General features: G+C 66.5%; 15 protein-coding genes. 11 read left to right on the forward strand and 4 right to left on the reverse strand.

Translation table 11 applies throughout. The annotated features are described in order from the left end of the window. Positions 1 to 6: 6 nt before the first annotated feature. From VGB75_20200 to VGB75_20245, 10 genes are all read left to right on the forward strand, one after another. Positions 7 to 960, forward strand: coding sequence for a sugar ABC transporter permease (locus VGB75_20200; GenBank protein ID HEY0169369.1), 954 nt, complete (start codon positions 7 to 9; stop codon positions 958 to 960). A gap of 13 nt (positions 961 to 973) precedes the next feature. Further along, complete coding sequence (locus VGB75_20205) at positions 974 to 1858, forward strand: carbohydrate ABC transporter permease (GenBank protein HEY0169370.1); 885 nt, start codon at positions 974 to 976, stop codon at positions 1856 to 1858. A 155-nt stretch (positions 1859 to 2013) separates the two neighbouring features. After that, on the forward strand, positions 2014 to 3849 hold the full coding sequence (locus VGB75_20210; protein HEY0169371.1) for a glycoside hydrolase family 2 TIM barrel-domain containing protein: 1836 nt from the start codon (positions 2014 to 2016) through the stop codon (positions 3847 to 3849). Between the two features lie 66 nt (positions 3850 to 3915). Beyond that, the gene (locus tag VGB75_20215; GenBank protein HEY0169372.1) at positions 3916 to 4857 is read left to right on the forward strand and encodes a TIGR03621 family F420-dependent LLM class oxidoreductase; all 942 of its coding nucleotides are present in this window, start codon (positions 3916 to 3918) and stop codon (positions 4855 to 4857) included. Positions 4858 to 5704: 847 nt separating this feature from the next. Beyond that, complete coding sequence (locus VGB75_20220) at positions 5705 to 6757, forward strand: iron-containing redox enzyme family protein (GenBank protein HEY0169373.1); 1053 nt, start codon at positions 5705 to 5707, stop codon at positions 6755 to 6757. A 70-nt stretch (positions 6758 to 6827) separates the two neighbouring features. Beyond that, positions 6828 to 7526 carry a 2OG-Fe dioxygenase family protein gene (locus tag VGB75_20225; protein HEY0169374.1) on the forward strand — a complete coding sequence of 233 codons (699 nt, stop codon included), beginning with the start codon at positions 6828 to 6830 and terminating at the stop codon, positions 7524 to 7526. A gap of 30 nt (positions 7527 to 7556) precedes the next feature. Beyond that, positions 7557 to 8666, forward strand: coding sequence for a pyridoxal phosphate-dependent aminotransferase (locus VGB75_20230; protein HEY0169375.1), 1110 nt, complete (start codon positions 7557 to 7559; stop codon positions 8664 to 8666). After that, positions 8663 to 11884 carry an amino acid adenylation domain-containing protein gene (locus tag VGB75_20235; GenBank protein ID HEY0169376.1) on the forward strand — a complete coding sequence of 1074 codons (3222 nt, stop codon included), beginning with the start codon at positions 8663 to 8665 and terminating at the stop codon, positions 11882 to 11884. Before VGB75_20230 ends, VGB75_20235 begins: the two co-directional genes overlap by 4 nt. After that, positions 11877 to 12677: an alpha/beta fold hydrolase gene (locus VGB75_20240; GenBank protein HEY0169377.1), complete on the forward strand. Its 801-nt coding sequence runs from the start codon at positions 11877 to 11879 to the stop codon at positions 12675 to 12677. The genes VGB75_20235 and VGB75_20240 overlap by 8 nt, the downstream gene beginning before the upstream one ends. A gap of 96 nt (positions 12678 to 12773) precedes the next feature. Then, positions 12774 to 14072: an MFS transporter gene (locus VGB75_20245; GenBank protein ID HEY0169378.1), complete on the forward strand. Its 1299-nt coding sequence runs from the start codon at positions 12774 to 12776 to the stop codon at positions 14070 to 14072. A gap of 192 nt (positions 14073 to 14264) precedes the next feature. On the opposite strand, the gene VGB75_20250 is transcribed toward VGB75_20245, so the two are convergent. Then, a complete protein-coding gene (locus tag VGB75_20250; protein HEY0169379.1) occupies positions 14265 to 16541 on the reverse strand; it encodes an immune inhibitor A domain-containing protein in 2277 nt (758 codons plus the stop codon). Positions 16542 to 16790: 249 nt separating this feature from the next. Here VGB75_20250 and VGB75_20255 point away from each other — a divergent pair, with 249 nt between their 5' ends. Further along, complete coding sequence (locus VGB75_20255) at positions 16791 to 17030, forward strand: hypothetical protein (protein ID HEY0169380.1); 240 nt, start codon at positions 16791 to 16793, stop codon at positions 17028 to 17030. A 32-nt stretch (positions 17031 to 17062) separates the two neighbouring features. Here VGB75_20255 and VGB75_20260 read toward each other — a convergent pair whose 3' ends face one another. The 3 genes from VGB75_20260 to VGB75_20270 form a co-directional block, all read right to left on the reverse strand. After that, positions 17063 to 17284 (reverse strand): hypothetical protein, encoded by a 222-nt coding sequence (locus tag VGB75_20260; GenBank protein ID HEY0169381.1) that lies wholly within the window; start codon positions 17282 to 17284, stop codon positions 17063 to 17065. Positions 17285 to 17310: 26 nt separating this feature from the next. Then, on the reverse strand, positions 17311 to 17742 hold the full coding sequence (locus tag VGB75_20265) for a VOC family protein (protein ID HEY0169382.1): 432 nt from the start codon (positions 17740 to 17742) through the stop codon (positions 17311 to 17313). Between the two features lie 76 nt (positions 17743 to 17818). Further along, on the reverse strand, positions 17819 to 18409 hold the full coding sequence (locus VGB75_20270; protein ID HEY0169383.1) for a GNAT family N-acetyltransferase: 591 nt from the start codon (positions 18407 to 18409) through the stop codon (positions 17819 to 17821). Positions 18410 to 18517 lie beyond the last annotated feature (108 nt).

Below are 18517 nucleotides of genomic sequence, written 5' to 3' on the forward strand. Positions count from 1 at the left end.
TTCGAGATGAGTGCCGTGGCGACACTTGAGACGGGGGCCAGCGCCGACGCGCGTCCCGCGACGATCAAGAAGCGTGGCTTCAACGGCGAGAATCGGGCCGGGTGGCTGTTCAGCGCCCCGTTCCTGATCCTTTACATCCTTTTCCTCATCGGTCCCGTGCTCATCGGGATCGTGATCAGCCTGTTCAACACGACCACGGTGAAGTCCGGCCTGGGAAGTTGGGTAGGGCTGTCCAACTACGCGGATGTGTTAAGCAGCAAGGACTTCTGGTCCTCGATGTGGCACTCGGTGTTGTTCACGCTGCTCACCACTCCGCTGCTTGTGCTGATACCGCTGGCGTTCGCGATCCTCGCCTCGCGCATGGCGCGCAACCAGTGGTTCTTCAGGATCGCCTTCTTCGCCCCCTACGTCGTGCCCTCTTCAGCGGTCTGCCTGATCTTCGCTTTCATGTACACGCCGCAGACGGGGCTGATCACCAACGCGTTCAACTGGGTCGGGCTGACCGCCCCGGACTTCCTCGGCAGCACCAACGGCGCCTGGTTCGCCGTGGTGCTGCTCACCTTGTGGTGGACCTTCGGCTTCAACTTCATCCTCTACACCGCGGCCATCCAAGAGCTCTCGGAAGAGGTCTATGAGGCGGCGTCGATCGACGGCGCGGGGCCGTGGCAGCAGGTGAGGTGGGTGACCGTCCCGCAGCTGCGACCGACGATGAGCCTGGTGCTCATCTTGCAGGTGCTTGCCTCCTTGAAGGTGTTCGATCAGATCTACATCCTGCTGGCCGGTGGTCCGAACTACTCGACGCGTCCGGTCATCGAATACATCTTCGACACCGGGTTCACCGCCTACCGCGGCGGCTACGCGGCTGCGGCGACGATGGTCTACTTCGTGATCCTGGTCTTGGTCTCCGTCAGCTGGCTCCTGATCCGCAACCGGCGCAGCACCGACCCGGCGAACGCCTGAAAGGATCACGAACATGGCAACGACCGTGGCCGCTTCCGCGGCTGACACCAGAACCGCGCGTCGAGGAGGCCGGCCCGACCGGTCCGGAGCGGCGTTCAACCGGCTGGCCGCCACCTGCGTCACGCTCTTCGCGCTGGTCTGGCTGGTCCCCCTGGCATGGGCGCTCATCACCTCGCTGCGGTCCAACGACGCGATCGCGGCGGACCCCATGCGCCCGTGGTCCAGCCCCTGGAGCTTCGACGCCTACAGCTCCGCCTGGAACTCCAGCCCCATCGGCTGGTGGTACGTCAACAGCTTCATCATCTCGACGCTCACGGTGATCTTCGCCGTGACTGTCTGCTCGATGGCCGCGTTCGCCCTCGTCCACCTGAACTACCGGATGAAGTACGCCGTGTACGCGTTGATCTTGGCTGGCCTGATGCTGCCCACCGAGGCGCTCGTCCTGCCGCAGTTCATGGAGTTCCGAGCATTAAACCTGCTCGGCACCTACTGGGCGATCATCGTGCCCGACATCGCCCTCCCGGTCGCCGTCTTCGTCTTCCACTCCTTCATCAAGGGCATTCCGATGACCCTCATCGAGGCTGCGCGCATCGATGGCGCCAGCTGGTGGCGGATCTACTCTCAAATATGCATGCCCCTGGCCCGGCCGGCGACCGCCGCGGTCGCGATCCTCACCTTCATCACGTCATGGAACGCTTTTCTCTGGCCGCTGCTGGTCCTCACCCAGACCAAGTCGCAGACCATTCCCGTCGGGCTCGCCAGCCTGGTCGGCGGTTCGGCGATCCAGTACGCCGAGACGATGGCCTCAGCGGTGCTGGCCATCCTGCCCCTGCTCGCGGTGTTCCTACTGCTGCAACGCCAGATCGCCCAAGGGATCGCCAACACCGGCATCAAGTGACTCGTCCGCTTCACCACGCCGCACAATGACCGTGACGCGGGTGGACCGGGCGATGACGTCCAGGGCAACGACCGGATCACCGTGGAACTGACGGGCTGCGGCCGTTACGTTGGATTCGCCGTCGTGCCACACCAGATGCCTGGAGGCGTCGAGCGATGATGGAAAGCCTGCACCCCCGACCGCAGTTCACCCGCCCGCGGTGGACAGATCTCTGCGGCAGTTGGGGGTTCGCCTACGACGACGCCGATGTCGGCCGGGTTGAGCGTTGGCCGGAGCGCACCGACGCCTTCGACCTGCAGATCACGGTGCCCTATCCACCCGAGTCGGCGCTCAGCGGCATCGGCGACCGGTCCTTTCACCCCATCGTCTGGTACCGCCGCACCTTCGACCGGCCCGACCTGGCCGATGGCGAGCGGCTGCTGCTGCACTTCGGGGCGGTGGACTACCGGGCCGAGGTGTGGGTCAACGGCCGGTTCGTGGTGCGGCATGAGGGCGGGCATACGCCCTTTGAGGCCGACATCACCGAGGTGCTGCTTGCCCAGGCGCAGCAGGTCGTCGTGGTCCGGGCGGAGGACCTGCCGACCGATCTCGGGCAGCCGCGGGGCAAACAGGACTTCCAGGAGCAGCCGCACAGCATCTGGTACCACCGCACCACCGGCATCTGGCAGCCGGTCTGGCTTGAGCCGGTGCCCGCGCGGCGGATCCGCTCCGCGCGATGGAACACCGACTACGAGCTCGGGGCCATCCGCGCGCGGATCGCGCTGGAGGCGGTGCCCGCCGGCTCCGCCGTGCGGATTCGGGTCACTCGTGAGGGTGGGGAGCTGCTCGCCGCCGACACGTACACCGTGACCGAGACCGACAGCCAACAGGGGCTGACCCGTGACGTTTTCCTGCCGCGTGCCCAGATGGGTTTGGACTGGCATAAGTGGCTCTGGTCGCCGGAGAACCCGAACCTGCTCGACGTGAGCCTGACGCTGCTCGCCGAGGACGGCCAGCCACTGGACGAGGTCGCCAGCTACGTCGGCTTCCGGTCGGTGGGGATCTCTGGAGGCCGCTTCTTGCTCAACAACCGGCCCTACCACCTGCGACTCGTGCTCGCCCAGGGGTACTGGCCGGAGTCCCACCTTGCCGCGCCGTCGGCGGAGGCGTTGCGGCGCGAGGTGGAGCTGATCCGCGAGCTCGGCTTCAACGGCGTGCGCGTGCACCAGAAGGTCGAGGACCCGCGTTTTCTCTACTGGTGTGATCGGCTCGGTGTCGCCGTCTGGGCCGAGCTGCCGGCGGCGTACGCCTGGTCTCCCACCGCCGCGGCACGCACGACACGCGAGTTCCTCGAAGTGTTGGAACGCGACGTGAGCTCACCGAGCGTCGTGGCATGGGTGCCGGTGAACGAGAGCTGGGGGGTGCCGAGCCTGCGGGACAACCCCGAGCAGCGGGCATTCGTCTCGGCCCTGTACTTCCTGGCGAAGGCGCTGGACGGCACCCGGCCGGTCGTCGGCAACGACGGCTGGGAGCACGTCGTCACCGACCTGATCACCGTGCACGACTACGCGGGCGACGGCGCGACGCTGCGCGAGCGGTACGGCGACAGCGCGGCGATGGAGCGGGCGCTGCAGGAGGTGCAGCCGTACTACCGCCCGCTCCTGCTCAAGGACTTCCGCCGCGGCGAGGAGCCGATCCTGCTGACGGAGTTCGGAGGGATCAGCTACCGGGCCGGAGATGACTTCTGGAACGGCTACGGCAGGGCCGAGAGCGAGGAGGACTTCGTGCGCCGCTACCGCGACCTGCTCGACGCGGTGCTCGACAGCCACGTCCTGGCCGGCTTCTGCTACACGCAGCTCACGGACACCGAACAGGAGCGGAACGGGCTTCTCGACGCCGGCCGGCAGCCGAAAGCCGACCTCAAGACGCTGCGGTCGATCACCCGACGTCCCTCGGCTGCGGTGCCCGGCGACGCCATCTACCTGCACCAGCTGGGCGACACCGAGGATTGACCGACTGCTGCCAGCGCCGAGGCAGTAGTCGCCCTGGCGCCCGGTGGAGGCTCCATAATGGCGGGCATGCGCCCGTTCCGCTTCCTTGCCGACGTCCATGAGATCGTCACCGGTCCGGAGCTGGCCGCTCGCGCTCGACGCGCGGAGCAGATGGGCTATCACGCTCTGGTGATCCCCGATCACCTGCTCAGGCAGCTATCTCCGGTGGTGGCGATGGCAACGGTCGCGGCGGCGACGTCGACCCTGCGGGTGTCGGCGTTCGTGATGAACAACGACCTGCGCCATCCGGCGGTGCTCGCCCAGGACCTCGCGAGCATCGACGTCCTGTCCGGCGGCAGGGTGGACATCGCGATCGGCGCCGGCTGGAACAAGCCCGAGTACGACGCCATCGGCATGACGTTCGACCCGACTCCGGTCCGGCAGGCGCGCCTGGCCGAGTCCATCACCGTGCTGAAGGGGCTGTTCGCCGGCTCCCCGTTCAGCTTCGCCGGTGAGCACTACACGATCAGCGACTACACCGCTGAGCCCGTCCCTGTCCAACGCCCGCATCCGCCCTTCATGATCGGCGGCGGCGGTCGGCGCACGCTGACCCTGGCCGGTCGGGAGGCCGACATCGTCGGGTTGGCGCCTCGCATCAAGGCGAATGCCAGGGTCGATGCCGCGTCACTGACGTTGGCGGCGACGCGAGAGAAGATCGGGTGGGTGGCCGAGGCCGCGGGTGAGCGATTCGGCTCCCTGGAGTTCAACATCTATCCCTCGACGTGGCCGGTGACGGTCACCGACGACCTGCGGGGCGAGGCTCGTCGGGTCATCGACGAGCTGCGGTCCCGAACGGGCGTCGAACTCACTGAGGACGAGGTGATCGACTCACCGCACCTGTTCATCGGGTCCGTCGACCGGCTCGTGGAGAAGTTCCTGCAGTTGCGCGAGGAGCTTGGGATCTCCTCCATCCTGCTCGGCGACATCGGCGAGCTGGAGCCGGTGCTGGAGCGGCTTTCTGACAGGTGACAGGTGACGCCGATCGCAGACTCGGTGAGTGCGCCTCACGCCATTTGTGGCTGCCAACCCCAGCCCCGGCCCACATATGTAAAGCATTGTGTAAATGAACAAGCGCATTACTCGCTATCAGGGGCCCCGCCGATAAATGCCGACCTCGCATCTGAGGCGTGCCTCGAAGCGCTTGAAGATTTCCGGAGGTGATTTGTCACGGCCCCCCATCTGCGTACCCCCCACCTGGCCTGGACAGAGGCTTCACAACGGCCGATCACCGTCCCTCCGGACATGACGAGCAAGTCGGCCGAGCGCGGGCATCGGCCTGTGTCTGCTGAAAAACGCCTCCAGCGCAGCGTCCTCACCTCGTGGTCTGCGCCCAGTCCTCAAGAAACCCTTGACTGGGCGCGGCCGACGTGGGCACCCTGTGCAGGCGCCAAAGGATTCGCTTGAAAGAGCATGAGCCTTTTATCCAGGACCGCAGTCACCCCGGCGCAGTGAGCGTTCCGTCGCTTACTCAGGTCTCATGGCTTTAGTCTCAATCTGACGAACTGAACACTCATACCCCTTGTAATTACGTCAAATCGTGATACCTTAGACAATCGGACGCACACCCCGCCTACGGGCGAGGTGGCCACCTTGACACGGCGTATGGCCCCAAAGGCATGCGCCGGGTCGCAGGCACGCGTCGGTGAACTATGAACGCCCTCGGCCTGTCCCCCACTCGCCAATGCCCCCTCCGTGCCGCTGTCCGCCGCGTGAACACGTTCACTCTGGCGACAGGAGCTTGTTCGAGCCTGCCCACAGGCGGCTCGGCTGCTCCCACGGCGTCGCGTAGCGGCATTCGATCTCTGGAGCACTCTTCATGTCCTCGTCCGTTCCGCAGTCCATAGCGGTACCCGCAGGCTCGACCGATTTCGCCGAGACCGCCCACGCGATCTCGAGCTGGCTGCAACTGCCGGCCGAAGAGGTGGACCGCGGCCTGGGCGAGGTGGGGCGAGTGCAGGCCGTCAGCGCGGTGCGCGCTCTGAACGCGGCCGCGGCTACTGACCCCAACGCCTTCTTCTGGCAGCAGAAACTGCTCGCCCGCATCTATGACCTCACCACCCAGATTCCCGATGGGCCCACCGCCGAGGGCTCGGTGGCGCTGCACGAGGTGACCCGGCTGCTGGAAGTCGCCACCATCGCCGCCGAGAACCAGCACGTCCCGGCCGGCCTGCTCGAGCAGGCGCCCACCCAGGGCAAGGCCTACCTCAGCTGGCTGAAGACCTTCGCCCGTGAGCACCGGGTGTTCAAGCACCCCTACTACCGCGACTTCATCCGCCACCACGCCGGCGAGGAGGACCTGCGCACCTACATCCTGCAGGAGTCAGTCGTCGACGGCCGCTTTGACGACCTGCTGGCGATGATGCAGGTCGGCACCAGCGGGCCGGCGAAGTTGGAGATCGCGGCGAACTTCTGGGACGAGATGGGCAACGGCAACCCCGCCGAGGTGCACACCACGCTGTTCAACAAGATCTTCGAGGTCTTCGCCATCACCCAGGAAGAACTCGACCGGGTGCTCACCGCCAACGCGCTGCTGTCAGGAAACCTCGCGGTGCTGCTGTGCCGCTACCGGCAGTTCTATCCCGAGGCAGTGGGCTTTCTCGGCATGACCGAATGGCTGGTCCCCGACCGGTTCAAGGCAGTGGTCTCGGCCTGGGAACGCCTCGGCCTGCCCGACGTCGGGATCGTCTACCACCGGTTGCACATCACCATCGACTCGGTGCACGCGGCCGGATGGTTCCACAACATCGTCGCTCCGTCGGTTGCCTCGGAGTCCATGCGGCAGGGCATCGCCCGCGGCGCCATCTGGCGGCTGAACTCCTCCGCCCGCTACCTCGACGAGCGCCTGGCCGGATCGATCCAACCGGTTTGACCGGGACCGGTTCCGTCCAGCTTGACCTAGACTTCAGCGCGCCCTGCCACTCCCTATGGAAGGTGTAGCCATGCCCCTGAACGACCAAGGCTTCTCACTCGTCGACCTCCCCGAGATCTCCGAGGAGATCTTCGACAGCTACGAGCGGCTGCCACACGACCCGTACATGGGCAACGGCACCCGGTACAAGCGCTTCTCGCAGTACCGGCTGTCCTGGGACGGCGCCGCGTGGCAGTTCAAGTTGCTGCCGCACCGTGATTACACGGCCTTCAAGGAGTTCAACCCGGTCGGCGGCGGGTACAAGAGAAGCTACGAGCCGATCGAGGTCGACTTCACCGAGCTGATCCGCTACGCGGCCCAGCACCTGCCGCTGGACTCCGCCGAGGACTGGCAGATCAACGTCCACCAGAACCGCACGACCGCCTCTCGGGAGCTGCCCGGTGTCCTCACGCCTGAGGGCGTGCACCAGGACGGCCATGAATTCGTCATGATCGCCGTGCTCCGGCGCAATGCGGTGACCGATGGCCAGACCAGGCTCTGGAAGCTCGGCGCCGACGAGCCGTTCTGGTCCGGAGTGCTTGAGCCTCGCACGGCCGTCCTGATCGATGATCGAGCGGTCGCCCACGACGTGACCGACGTGCAGCCGGCTGGCGAAGAGACCGGCAAGCGTGACATCGTCATCGTCGCGTTCTCCCGGTGGCAGGAGCGTTGGTACGGCGACGAGCACGACCAGGCAGCGCTCACCGAAGCCGCATCGGCACGTAACTAAGCACCTCAGCATGTGACTAAGGAGCGGTAGGTGACCTTGGCGTCTCGGCCTAGCCCCCGGACCGACTACTCGATGCGCAAGTGGGTGTTCGATGACACCCCGGGAAAGTACGAGATCGACCTGTCTCGCAGCTACATCGACGGTGGGCGGCTCAGCGAGCTGACCCTGCCGCCCGATCTCGAACTCGGCTACGGCGCTGACCGCGGCACCGAGCCGTTACGGGAGCAGATAGCAAGCCTGTACAAGGGGCACGCTGATTCGGTGCTCGTGACGCACGGCGCTCAGGAGGCGCTGGCGCTGGCGTACAGCACCTTGTTGCGCCCCGGCGATCAGGTGGTCACGTTCCGGCCGGGCTGGCAGCAGTCCTGGGATGCCCCCGACCTGATGGGCTGCCAGGTCGAGGCCATCGACCTGGATCAGGATCTGGGGATCGACCTGGCAGCAGTGGCTGAGCGGGTGTCGAGCCGGCTGCGGATGATCGTGGTCAACTCGCCGTGCAATCCCACAGGCCGGCGCGCGCGGCGCGCCGAACTGGACGCGCTGCTGCGAACAGTGACCGAGCACGACGGTTACCTGCTGCTGGACCAGAACTACGAGCCCGACCTGTCGACGTCGGCGGCGATCGACAGCGACCGAGTCATCTCGGTGTCCGGGCTGTCGAAGATCTACGGGTTCCCGGGCCTGCGGGTGGGCTGGATGTACGGCGCTCCCGAGATCGTCCAGGCCTGCGCTGAGCACAAGCACCTGACCTCGATCGCCAACTCGGTGCTCTGTGAGGTGCTCGCCTGCGATGTGCTGAGCCGCAGCGAGCACTACCTGAGCAAGTACCGCCGAGAGGTTTCGGCGGGCATCGACATCCTGACCCGGTGGTCTGCCCAGCACCAGGACACCCTGCGCCTGACGCCGCCGGAGGAAACGCCCTTCGGCTGGTTCCAACTGCTGGACGGCTCGGACTCGATGTCGTTCTGCCGCCAGGCGTTGGAGCAGGGCGTCCTGCTGATGCCCGCCGAGACCCTGGGCGGCGTCAGCGGCTTCCGGGTCGGCGTGGCGATCCCCCCGGCGGAACTATCGGAGGGGCTGCGCCGCATCGACTATATTTTGGCCAATCAGCATGATTTTGAACGGAGAACCACAGGGTGACGACGAGCGAGCAATCGACCGACAGATCCGAGAACGAGCTTGCGGCAGACGAAACTCGGCTGGCACTCTCATTCGCCCAGGAACAACTCTGGTTCCTCGAGCAAATGGCTCCCGGACAGACCACCTACAACATCCTGTTGGCCTGGCGCCTTGAAGGCGCGCTGGACGTCGACGTCCTCCAAAGATCCCTCGCGGTGGTGGTCGCCCGGCATGGCGCGCTACGTTCCCTGATCCGTTCTGCCGACGGCACGCCCTACCAGGTGGTCCAACCACCGGCTGACGTGGAGCTTGCCGTCCTCGACCTCACCGCTTTGACGGCGCAAGCCCAACAGGGCGCGCTGGAAGAAGCGCTGGAGAAGCAGGCCGCGACGGCCTTCGACATGGAGAACGGCCCGCTCTGCCGGTTCACGCTCTTCAAGCTGGGGCCGCAGCAGCACGCTTTCGCCGTGGAGTTCCACCACATCGTGATGGACGGCTGGTCCACCTCCACGTTCAACGCAGACCTCGCTAAGGCCTACCAGGCCCTGGTGTCCGGGCGAAGCCCGGAGTTTCCAGAGCTCGAACTGGACTACGCCGAGTACGCCGCGCGGCAACGGCAGCGGCTGCAGGGCGAAGAGCTCGAAGCCGAGCTGCGGTACTGGCAGGAGAAGCTGAGCGCCCTTCCGACCCTGGACCTGCCCGCTGACCGGCGCAGGCCGGCCTCGGCCAACCACAGCGGCGCCAACCTGATGTGGCAGTTCTCGCCGGAGTTGCTGGCTGCCGCGCGTGCTCTGGCTCAGCAGCACCACGTGTCCTTGTACGTGGTGCTGGTCGCGGCGTTCAAGCTGGTGGTGAGCCGGTACACCGGCCACTACGACATCCCGGTCGGCGTTCCGATGCTGGGACGGACAGAGCCTGAACTCGAAGCGGTCGTCGGCTTGTTCATCAACATGACGGTGTTGCGCTCGGACCTGTCCGGCGACCCGACGTTCGCCGAGTTGCTGGAGCGGGTGGCCGACGCGAGCCTGGATCTGTACGAGCACCAGGAGGTCCCCTTCCACCAGGTCGTGGACCGGGTGGCTCCGACCCGCGATCCCAGCCGCAACCCGCTGTTCCAGGTCGCAGTCCAGTTGCTGGGGACCGGCGTGTCCGGCGGCGCCTTGCCGTTGCCAGGGATCGAATCCGAGCTGCTGGAGCAGAAGTCGGCCAACGCCCGCTTCGACCTGTCGATGAGCTTCATGGAAGGCGAGGACCAGCTCGGCCTCATCGCCGAGTACTCCACCGACTTGTTCGACAAGTGGCGCATCCAAGCCATGATGGGTCACCTTCAGACAGTGCTGGAGACCGTCACCAAGACGCCGTCCCTGCGCCTGTCCCAGGTAGCCCTGCTGTCGGAGAAGGAGCAGCGGTCACTGGTCGAGCTCGGCAAGGGCGAGGTGGTCCCCTACGAGCAGGAGCCGCTGCACATCGGCTTCGCCAAGCGCGTCGCCGCCAATCCCGATGCCATAGCGGTGGTCTGCAAGGGCGTCGAGGTCAGTTACGCCGAGCTCAACCGCCGGGCCGAGCACCTGGCCAGGCACCTGCGCTCTCTCGGGCTGCAGCACGGGCAGGTGGTGGCCGTCGTGATCGACCGCGACGTCGACGCCTACGTCATCATGCTGGGAGTGCTCAAGGCCGGCGGCGCGTTCGCGATGCTGGATCCGCAACACCCGCCGGCTCGCCTGCAGTTCATGATCGAGGACACCTCCGCGCCGATCGTGATCACCCGGTCAGACCTCGACGGCCGGCTGCCCGAGCCCGCCGGATGGTCGACCGTCTGGATCGACAAGGACTGGCCGAGCATCGAGGCTCATGCGCTGGCCGAGCCCCTGGAAGAGTGGGCCACCCGCGACTCCGTCGCCTACGTCCTCTACACCTCGGGCTCCACCGGCACCCCCAAGGGTGTCGTGATGGCCCATCGCGGGGTCTCCTTCTACGCCGAGGCCTACCGGCGCACCTTCGACGTCGGGCCCCATGACCGGTTGCTGCAGTTGCCGGCGTTGAGCTTCGACATGTCGCAGGGCGAGATCTGGACCGCCTTCCTGGTCGGCGCCCGAGTGGTCGCGGTGTCCCCGGAGGAAGGCCAGTCCGCCGAGGGCCTGGCACAGCTGATGCGCGACCAGCGCGTAACCTACGCCGGACTGTCCCCGGCGATGCTCTCGCTGGTGGAGGCTGGGCCCTACCCCGATCTCAAGTACGTGATGGGTGGCGCCGAGGCGGTGCCCGCCGAGCTGGTCAACAAGTGGAACCTGCCGGGTCGCCGATTCGTCAACCTCTACGGTCCGACCGAGGCCTCGATCGCCTGCACCGAATACGAGTGCGAGCACATCGAGTGGCAGACCTCTCCACCGATCGGGCATGCCCAGGTCAACCGGCAGCTCTACATCGTCGACGAGTTCATGCACCTCGTGCCACCAGGCATTCCCGGCGAGCTGCTGGTGGGCGGTGAGGACGGGGCGTTGGCCCTGGGCTACCTCAACCGTCCCGATCTGACCGCGGAGAAGTTCGTGCCCGATCCCTACTACCCCGAGCGGCTGGTCTACCGCACCGGCGACCTGGTGCGATGGAACCGTCAGGGTGAGATCGACTTCCTGGGCCGGATCGACACCCAGGTCAAGCTTCGTGGCCTGCGTATCGAACTCGGTGAGATCGAGGCGGCGCTGCTGACCCATCCCGCGGTTCGGATGGCGGTCGTGGTGATGCGCCCGAACCGTCAGGGTGACAACCAGCTGGTCGGGTACCTGACCAGCAAGGGCGATCAGGCTCCTGACCTCCGAGAGGTCCGAGATCACCTGGCGACTCGACTGCCGGAGTACATGGTGCCCACCGCGTGGGTGGTGCTCGACGCGTTCCCGCTGACCGCCGCCCGCAAGATCGACCGCAAGGCCCTGCCCGAGCCGGAGGACCAGGCGCCGGAGCTGAACTCGGCCGTCGTCGAAGCGCGCACCCCGACCGAGCGGGCCGTGGTCGACATCTTCGCCGACGTGTTGGGCGTCGATGCCGGCAGTCTGGGCGTCAACACCGGCCTGTTCGATATCGGCGGCAGCTCCCTGCAGGCCATGCGGGTCGTCAGCAGGATCAACAAGGGCTTCAAGGTGAAGATCAACATCCGCAAGCTCTACGCCAACGCGACGGTCGAGGCGATCTCGGCCACCATCGACGAGCTGGTGGCCGCCAAGACCGGCCCGGCCAGTGTCTGAGGACGTCGAACTACTCGTACCGCTGCAAGCCTCGGGGAGCAGGCCACCGCTGTTCTGCGTTCACCCCGTCTCGGGGTCTGCCTACGCCTACAGCGGCCTGGTGCGGTTGCTCGACGCCGACCAACCGGTCTACGGCTTCGAGGCGCCCGGCTTTGACAACGACCGCGCCCCGGTCGACAACATGGAGCGGTTGTCCGAGCAGTACTGCGACCTCCTGCTGGAATTCCAGCCGACCGGTGACTTCCAGTTGCTCGGCTGGTCCTTCGGCGGCGCGCTCGCCTTCGACATGGCGGTCCGGCTGACCGCTGCCGGCGCGCACGTGGCCCGGCTCGTGATCGTGGACGCCACCCTGCCCACAACAACTGAGTTTCCGCCGGAGAAGGCCGTGGTCACCAGGTTCTTGTACGACCTGGCGGGGATGTCAGGGGTGGCGCACGAAGACTTCGTCCGGGCGATCGCCGACGCGCCTGACAGCGCCGAACCCGCGGAGTTGTTCACCCGGGTGGAGCGTGCCGAGTTGCTGCCCGAGGAGATTGACGCGGAGATGCTGCTGAGCCGCTACGTCACCTTCCGAGCTCATCTTCACGCGCTCTACACCCATGAGATCACCGCTGACTACCACGGCGACGCGATGCACATCAGGGCCGGGGACTCGATCCGGGAGTACATGCGGTGGGACAAGGTGAGCCCGAATCTCACCGAGCTGGTGGTGCCCGGAGATCATTACTCGATCTGGACGGGAGACTCGCTCACCGAGCTGGGCCGCGCCGTCGACGACTACCTGTTGCCCTAGAGGACTGGGGCGTCCTGGCATGAACTCCTTCGCGGTATGTCTGGCTGGTACGGTATGTGAGGAAAACCTCCTCGCTGCCTGTCACGAAAGACTCCGATGACCTCGACGAGCACTGGCCCGGAGGAAGCTGTCGAGGCGGCTCCGCGGCCGTCATTGTGGCGTAATCGCGACTTCGTCATGTTCTGGCTGGGTGAGTCCATCTCCCTGTTCGGGACCCAGGTCACGACGCTCGCCCTCCCCCTGACCGCGGTGCTCGTGTTCAACGCGAGCACCGAGCAGGTCGGCCTGTTGCGCTTCGCGCAGCTGGTGCCTTACTTCGGTCTGGCCCTGCTGTTCGGGGTGTGGGTCGACCGGGTGCGACGGCGGCCGGTGATGCTGTTCGCCAACCTCTTGAGGATGGCGCTCATCGCGCTGGTGCCGTTGCTGTCCTACACCGACCATCTGAGCATGACTCCATTGCTGCTCATCGCCGGAGGCATCGGAATAGCGTCGGTGCTCTTCGACGTGAGCTGGATGTCGTACGTGCCCAGCCTGATTCGAGACCCGAAGGACTACGTCGAGGCGTACGCGAAGCTCGGTGTCACCTCCTCCTCGGCCGATGTGGCCGGCCCGGGCATCGCCGGAATGCTGGTGGGCGCGCTGACGGCGCCGATAGCCCTGATCGTCGACGCCTGTTCCTACTTCGCCTCGCTGATCACGCTGATGCTGATCAAGGCGGAGGAGAAGCCTCCCCCGCCGGTCGCCAATCGGAGACTGCGCACCGAACTGGCCGAGGGCTGGAACTGGGTGCTTCGCGACCGCATCCTGCGTCCGCTGGTCTTGATGGGCCCGGCCTGTAACTTCTGCATGATCTCGGTGCAGACGCTGTTCATCGTCTACGCCATCCGCGAAGCCGGCCTGTCCCCGTTCATGCTCGGGTTCGTGCTGTCGGCCTCAGCCGTCGGCGGCCTGCTGGGCGCCTCGATCTCCCGCAAGGTGATCGGTCGGTTCCCGCTCGGACGGGTGTACCTCTACTCCATGGCGGCGATCTTCCTGGCGCCGGCCTTGATCCCGCTAGCCGATGGGCCCAAGCAGGTCGTGGCCGTGATGTTCGTCGCGTCGTTCTTCATCAGCTACCTCGGCCTCGGCGTGGTTCAGGTCGTGATGATCAGCCTGCGCCAGACGTGTACGCCGGCCGCGCTGATGGGCCGGATGAACGCGGTCTTCCGAATGCTGCTGTTCGGAGGTGGCGCGGTGGCCGGCCCGATCGGTGGCTTCATCGCCGGCGCTGTCGGCTTGCGGACCGCGCTGGCGATCCTCGCAGTGATCTCGGCGAGCCTGCTCGTGCCGCTGGCGCTGTCGCCGGTCAGCGCGCTGAAGGAGTTGCCTGCGCCTGCGGTGGACGCCCTGAAATAGGGCCTTTCCACCCCCGTCGCTCCTCCCGAGCCAGCCAGCCGGTTTTCAGGAGCCGGCCGCTCCTCCCGAGCCAGCCAGCCGCTCCTCACGACCCGGCTGTCCTGCTCCCATCTCAAGCGGCTGGGCGCGTCAGGACATAGAAGGGCCCGCCCCGGAGATCCGAGGCGGGCCCGTCCAGCACTGCGTGAGGCCTTAGGCCACCGGGTTGTTCACCGTCACGGTGAGCGCCCCGTTGGTCACCTGGCTGGTCACGGTGATCTTCACACCGTGCCCTGCGACCAGCGCCGATGACAGCGGGTTGGCCGAGGACCAGTACGCGTCGCGAACGGAGTCGGTGAAGGTCGGGATACCCGCGTTCGAGGGGGCCGAGGCCGTCAACGTCTGGACCGTCGCGTTCTTTCCGGTGCCCACTGTGACCTCCTTGTGCAATGCGACCGCGTCGGTCGCCTGCAGCCCGAAGGTGGCGTCGAAGGGCTGGCGCCGGTTGCCCGGCATGGTGCCGTCGGAGTAGGTGAACGGCGCCGGCCGCGCGTCGACCGGCAGCGCCAACCCGTGACCCTGGTGGTCGACGGTGTTGTTGTCGGTGTAGGTCTCGTCCACGGCCCACACGAGCATGCCGTCCTGGTACGGGAACCGCTCGACGTAGTTCGGCGCCGTGATGCCCCGGCTGAACTGGTACGGCCCGGTCCGCAGCGTCGCGTCGTAGCCGACGTAGGCGCGGTTCTCGGCGAGGTAGTACCGGTCTCCGCTCGTCGACTCGGTGCCGGTGCTGCGCTTGAACCCGCCCACGGCGCTCCAGCCGTTGTCACCGGACTCGACGTTGTCGGTCAGCAGCGTGGCGCCACCGGACTTCACCGTGATGTCGTCGAGGAACGCGTTGGCCAGGTGCACGCCGCTGTCGCTCTGGAAACGGAACCGGAACAGCGTCTGCTGACCACCAGGGACGGAGTATCTCAAGGTGCCCCAGCGTCCGTTGGACGATCCGGTCAGCGGACTGCCGACCTCGGTCCAGGTGGACCCATTGTTCGTCGAGTACTCGGCGTGCAGGTAGTCATAGCCGTCCTCGATGTCATACCAGGCGCTGGCCTGCACCGTCGCGGTGCGCACACCGCTCAGGTTGAGGCTGCGGGTCAGCGTCGTGTTGAGGTCGTCGGCGCTGGAAGTCCACCAGGCGTAGCTGCCTGAATGCGGCGTGGCCAGGGTCTTCTGGACAGCCTGATCGGGCACATCGACGACCAGCGCTTGGGCCTGCCCGGTGGTCTGGACAGCCGCCGGGCTCAGCGTGTAACTGCCGTTCTGCCCCGGGGACACCACCGAGTAGGACAGCCAGCCCAACTGCAGCTTCTCCCAGGGACCCATGTGGTCCGGCGTGCTGCCGATGTCGACCGTGCCGTGGCTGAGCCATGACCCGGCGGACATGATGGTCCAGAAGCCGGTGCCGTTGTCGCCGCCGTTGGTGTCGTACAGGTCCGGCAGGCCGAGGTCGTGGCCGAACTCGTGGGCGAACACGCCGAGCCCGCCGTTCTCCGGCTCGACGGTGTAGTCGCCGATCCAGTAGCCGGTGTTGCCGATCTGGGCGCCGCCGAAGCGCACCTGCGTGCCGTTGACCGTCGGGCCGGTCAGGCCGTAGTCGGTCTGGTTGACGTACCAGCGGTGCGACCAGATCGCGTCCTCGCCGCCGTTGCCGTCCTCGCCCTCGCCGGCGTGCACCGCCTGGAAGTGGTCCAGGTACCCGTCCGACTCGTCGAAGTTGCCGTCGCTGTCGTAGTCGTAGCGGTCCCAGACGTCGAATGACGCCAGCTGCGCCTTGATGTCGGCTTCTGATCGCCCGGCGGCGACCTGCGCGGCGTACCACGCGTTGCCGGAGTCGGAGATGAACTGCCAGGCGCCGCCGGTGTCCTCGACGGTGTTGTCGCCGTAGGTGGAGGCGTTGCCCGAGACCTGCACCCAGTCGCTGACGTCGCCGTCAACGGTGTAGGCGCCTGCCGACTGGGCCGTGTAGAAGTTCTTGAACGACTCGCCGGCGCCGAAGAGAAGGTCGAGGTAGTGCGCGCGGTTGAAGTCGCTCGTCCACACCGTGCTGTTGTCGAGGCTGCGATCCGGTCGCGCGATCGAGTTGTGCAGCGGCCCTGGCGTGGTGCCGAGCTTGCCGCTACCCGAGGCGCCGAACTCGGAGAGGATGGTGAAGACGTGGCCGGTGCCGGTCACCGCCGCCTGGTAGTACTTGTCGTCGGCCAGTTGGACGACGCCGTCTTCACCGGGCGATGCCTTGCCGGACAGGATGAGCTTCTGCGCCGCCTTGCGCCGGGAGTCCTGGCGGGCAGTCAGAGGTCCGGGGCGGTTGTCCGAACGGCTCGCCGCCGCTGGCGACTCGGCCCGAGCCGGCGCCGCGGTGGCTGAAGGGATGGCCGCCATGCTGGTGAGCGTGGCGGCCACGGCGCCTAGAACGCCGTAGGTGAGTAGGTGCACGAGGTTCTTCTCCTGCTGCGGGGGGTAGGTGTGAGACTCGAACAGTAACCGGCGAAACGGTAAAAGTCAGCGGTTCGGACCGCCTCACCGCCGACATCCTCCGCAGCCGTTCGCGCCACTTGGCGCACGCCGTGCCGCCGGGCCCAGCACCCCGGCTGAGAGCCGATTTCAGTGGCTCAGGCGTGGTAGGAAGAGCAGGTGGGCCCCGTGAGAACACACAGCGCTAACTCCAATCCAACGGTCTCCAGCTTGATCGGTTGGTTGTTCGGCGTGGTCTTCTTCATGATCGGCGTGTTGAACGCGTTTTTGGTGCACCCCGTTCCCGGAGTCTTCTACCTTCTTCTCTCCACCGTTTACCTACCTCCGGCGTACACCGTTCTCAGTGAGAAGTCCGGCCTGGCCATTCCGCTGTCGGTGAAGCTCGTCGTAGGCCTTGTCGTCAGCTGGGGCACGTTAGCCGTAGGCGACCTGGTGGACATGATCGACTGACAGGTGATGACACTCCTCATCCCGCAGTGGCCTCAGATCGTCTCCGGTGTGTCGAAAAGCCCCAGCTCAGCCTCATCGGGAGCTTGAGACCGCTGGCTCCATTCCGCAAGGCGCTCGCCGGTGATGAGCGGTTCACTGTCGCCAGCCGCAGCCTTGCGGGTCCCCACTCGGCGCAGCAACTCTGACAGTGGCGCGTCTAAGAACCGCAGCTCGACCGTCTTGCCCGAACCCGGCAGGCCGCGCATCAGGATCAACCTGGACACGATGAACCTGCCAGTTCTCAGACGGCGAAGACCTGGGCGTCGTCAGCGAAGGCCTTGAACTCCAAGGCGTTGCCCGCCGGGTCGAGGAGGAACATCGTCCACTGCTCGCCGGCCTGACCCTCGAAACGCAGGTACGGCTCGATGACGAACTCCGCGCCTGCTGCCCGCAGCCGGTCAGCGAGCTCCTGGAACTGAGCTACCTGCAAGAGAAGCCCGAAGTGCGGCACCGGCACGTCGTGGCCGTCGACTGGGTTATGGACCCGCTCGGCGCGGTGCGGAACCAGGTGCGTGACGAACTGGTGGCCGTGCAGGTTCCAGTCCACCCAGGTGTCGGCGCTGCGACCCTGAGCCAAACCCAGCACCTCGCCGTAGAAGCGCCGCGCCGCGGCCAGGTCGTCGACCGGCACTGCCAGGTGGAAGCGAGGAAGCGATGAGTTCGAGAGGGTCACCGATGCGTGTCCTGCCCTAGAAGCCTCCGAACTTCTGACCCGGCGATTGTATCGCCGAGCCACAGGTCGAGCGGGCCTAGACGACTGCAGGAAGCAGGTCCAGCCGCATGAGCACGCGGGGAAATCCGCCGGAGACGGCGCCGGTGTCGGCGGCCTTGGTGAAGCCGGCTCGCTCGAAGAGCTTCCGGGTGCCCACATAGGCCGTCGTGAGGTCGACCTTGGCGCCCTGGTTGTCCACCGGATAGCCCTCGACAGCCGGCGCGTGCTCGGACCGGGCGTAGGCGACCGCGCCGTCGAGCAAGGCGTGTGAGATCCCCCTGCCGCGGTGGCCAGGACGCACTCGGATGCACCACACCGACCAGACCGGCAGGTCATCGACGTGCGGGATCTTTCTGGACCTGGCGAAGGGCAGCTCCGATCGCGGCGCCACCGCGGCCCACCCGACGACGACGTCACCTTCGTAGGCCAGCACGCCTGGCGAGATCTCGCGGCCGCAGAGCTCGCGGACGAACTCGCCCCGGGCCGGTCCGACGAGCTCCCGATTGGTCTTGGAGTCCACCCGGTGGCTCAGGCACCAGCACACCGAGGATTGAGGGTTCTTCGGCCCGAGCATGAACGCGACATCATCGAAGCGTGCCAGTGTCGCGGGCTTGACCTCGATGCTCACCCAGCCACGCTAACCGCTGGCCCGCCCCTACCTATCCTCCCGCCTCCTATCCTCCCGCCTCGTGTCGGTCCCGCAGGCCCCGGATGAGGCCCTGCGAGCCGGCTCGAC

The organism is Jatrophihabitans sp. (assembly GCA_036399055.1).
Lineage (GTDB): Bacteria > Actinomycetota > Actinomycetes > Mycobacteriales > Jatrophihabitantaceae > Jatrophihabitans_A.

Coding starts and splice junctions, on each gene's coding strand:
- VGB75_20210 (HEY0169371.1), top strand. CDS start 2,014: ATGATGGAAAGCCTGCACCCCCGACCGCAGTTCACCCGCCCGCGGTGG.
- VGB75_20215 (HEY0169372.1), top strand. CDS start 3,916: ATGCGCCCGTTCCGCTTCCTTGCCGACGTCCATGAGATCGTCACCGGT.
- VGB75_20245 (HEY0169378.1), top strand. CDS start 12,774: ATGACCTCGACGAGCACTGGCCCGGAGGAAGCTGTCGAGGCGGCTCCG.
- VGB75_20200 (HEY0169369.1), top strand. CDS start 7: ATGAGTGCCGTGGCGACACTTGAGACGGGGGCCAGCGCCGACGCGCGT.
- VGB75_20220 (HEY0169373.1), top strand. CDS start 5,705: ATGTCCTCGTCCGTTCCGCAGTCCATAGCGGTACCCGCAGGCTCGACC.
- VGB75_20205 (HEY0169370.1), top strand. CDS start 974: ATGGCAACGACCGTGGCCGCTTCCGCGGCTGACACCAGAACCGCGCGT.
- VGB75_20225 (HEY0169374.1), top strand. CDS start 6,828: ATGCCCCTGAACGACCAAGGCTTCTCACTCGTCGACCTCCCCGAGATC.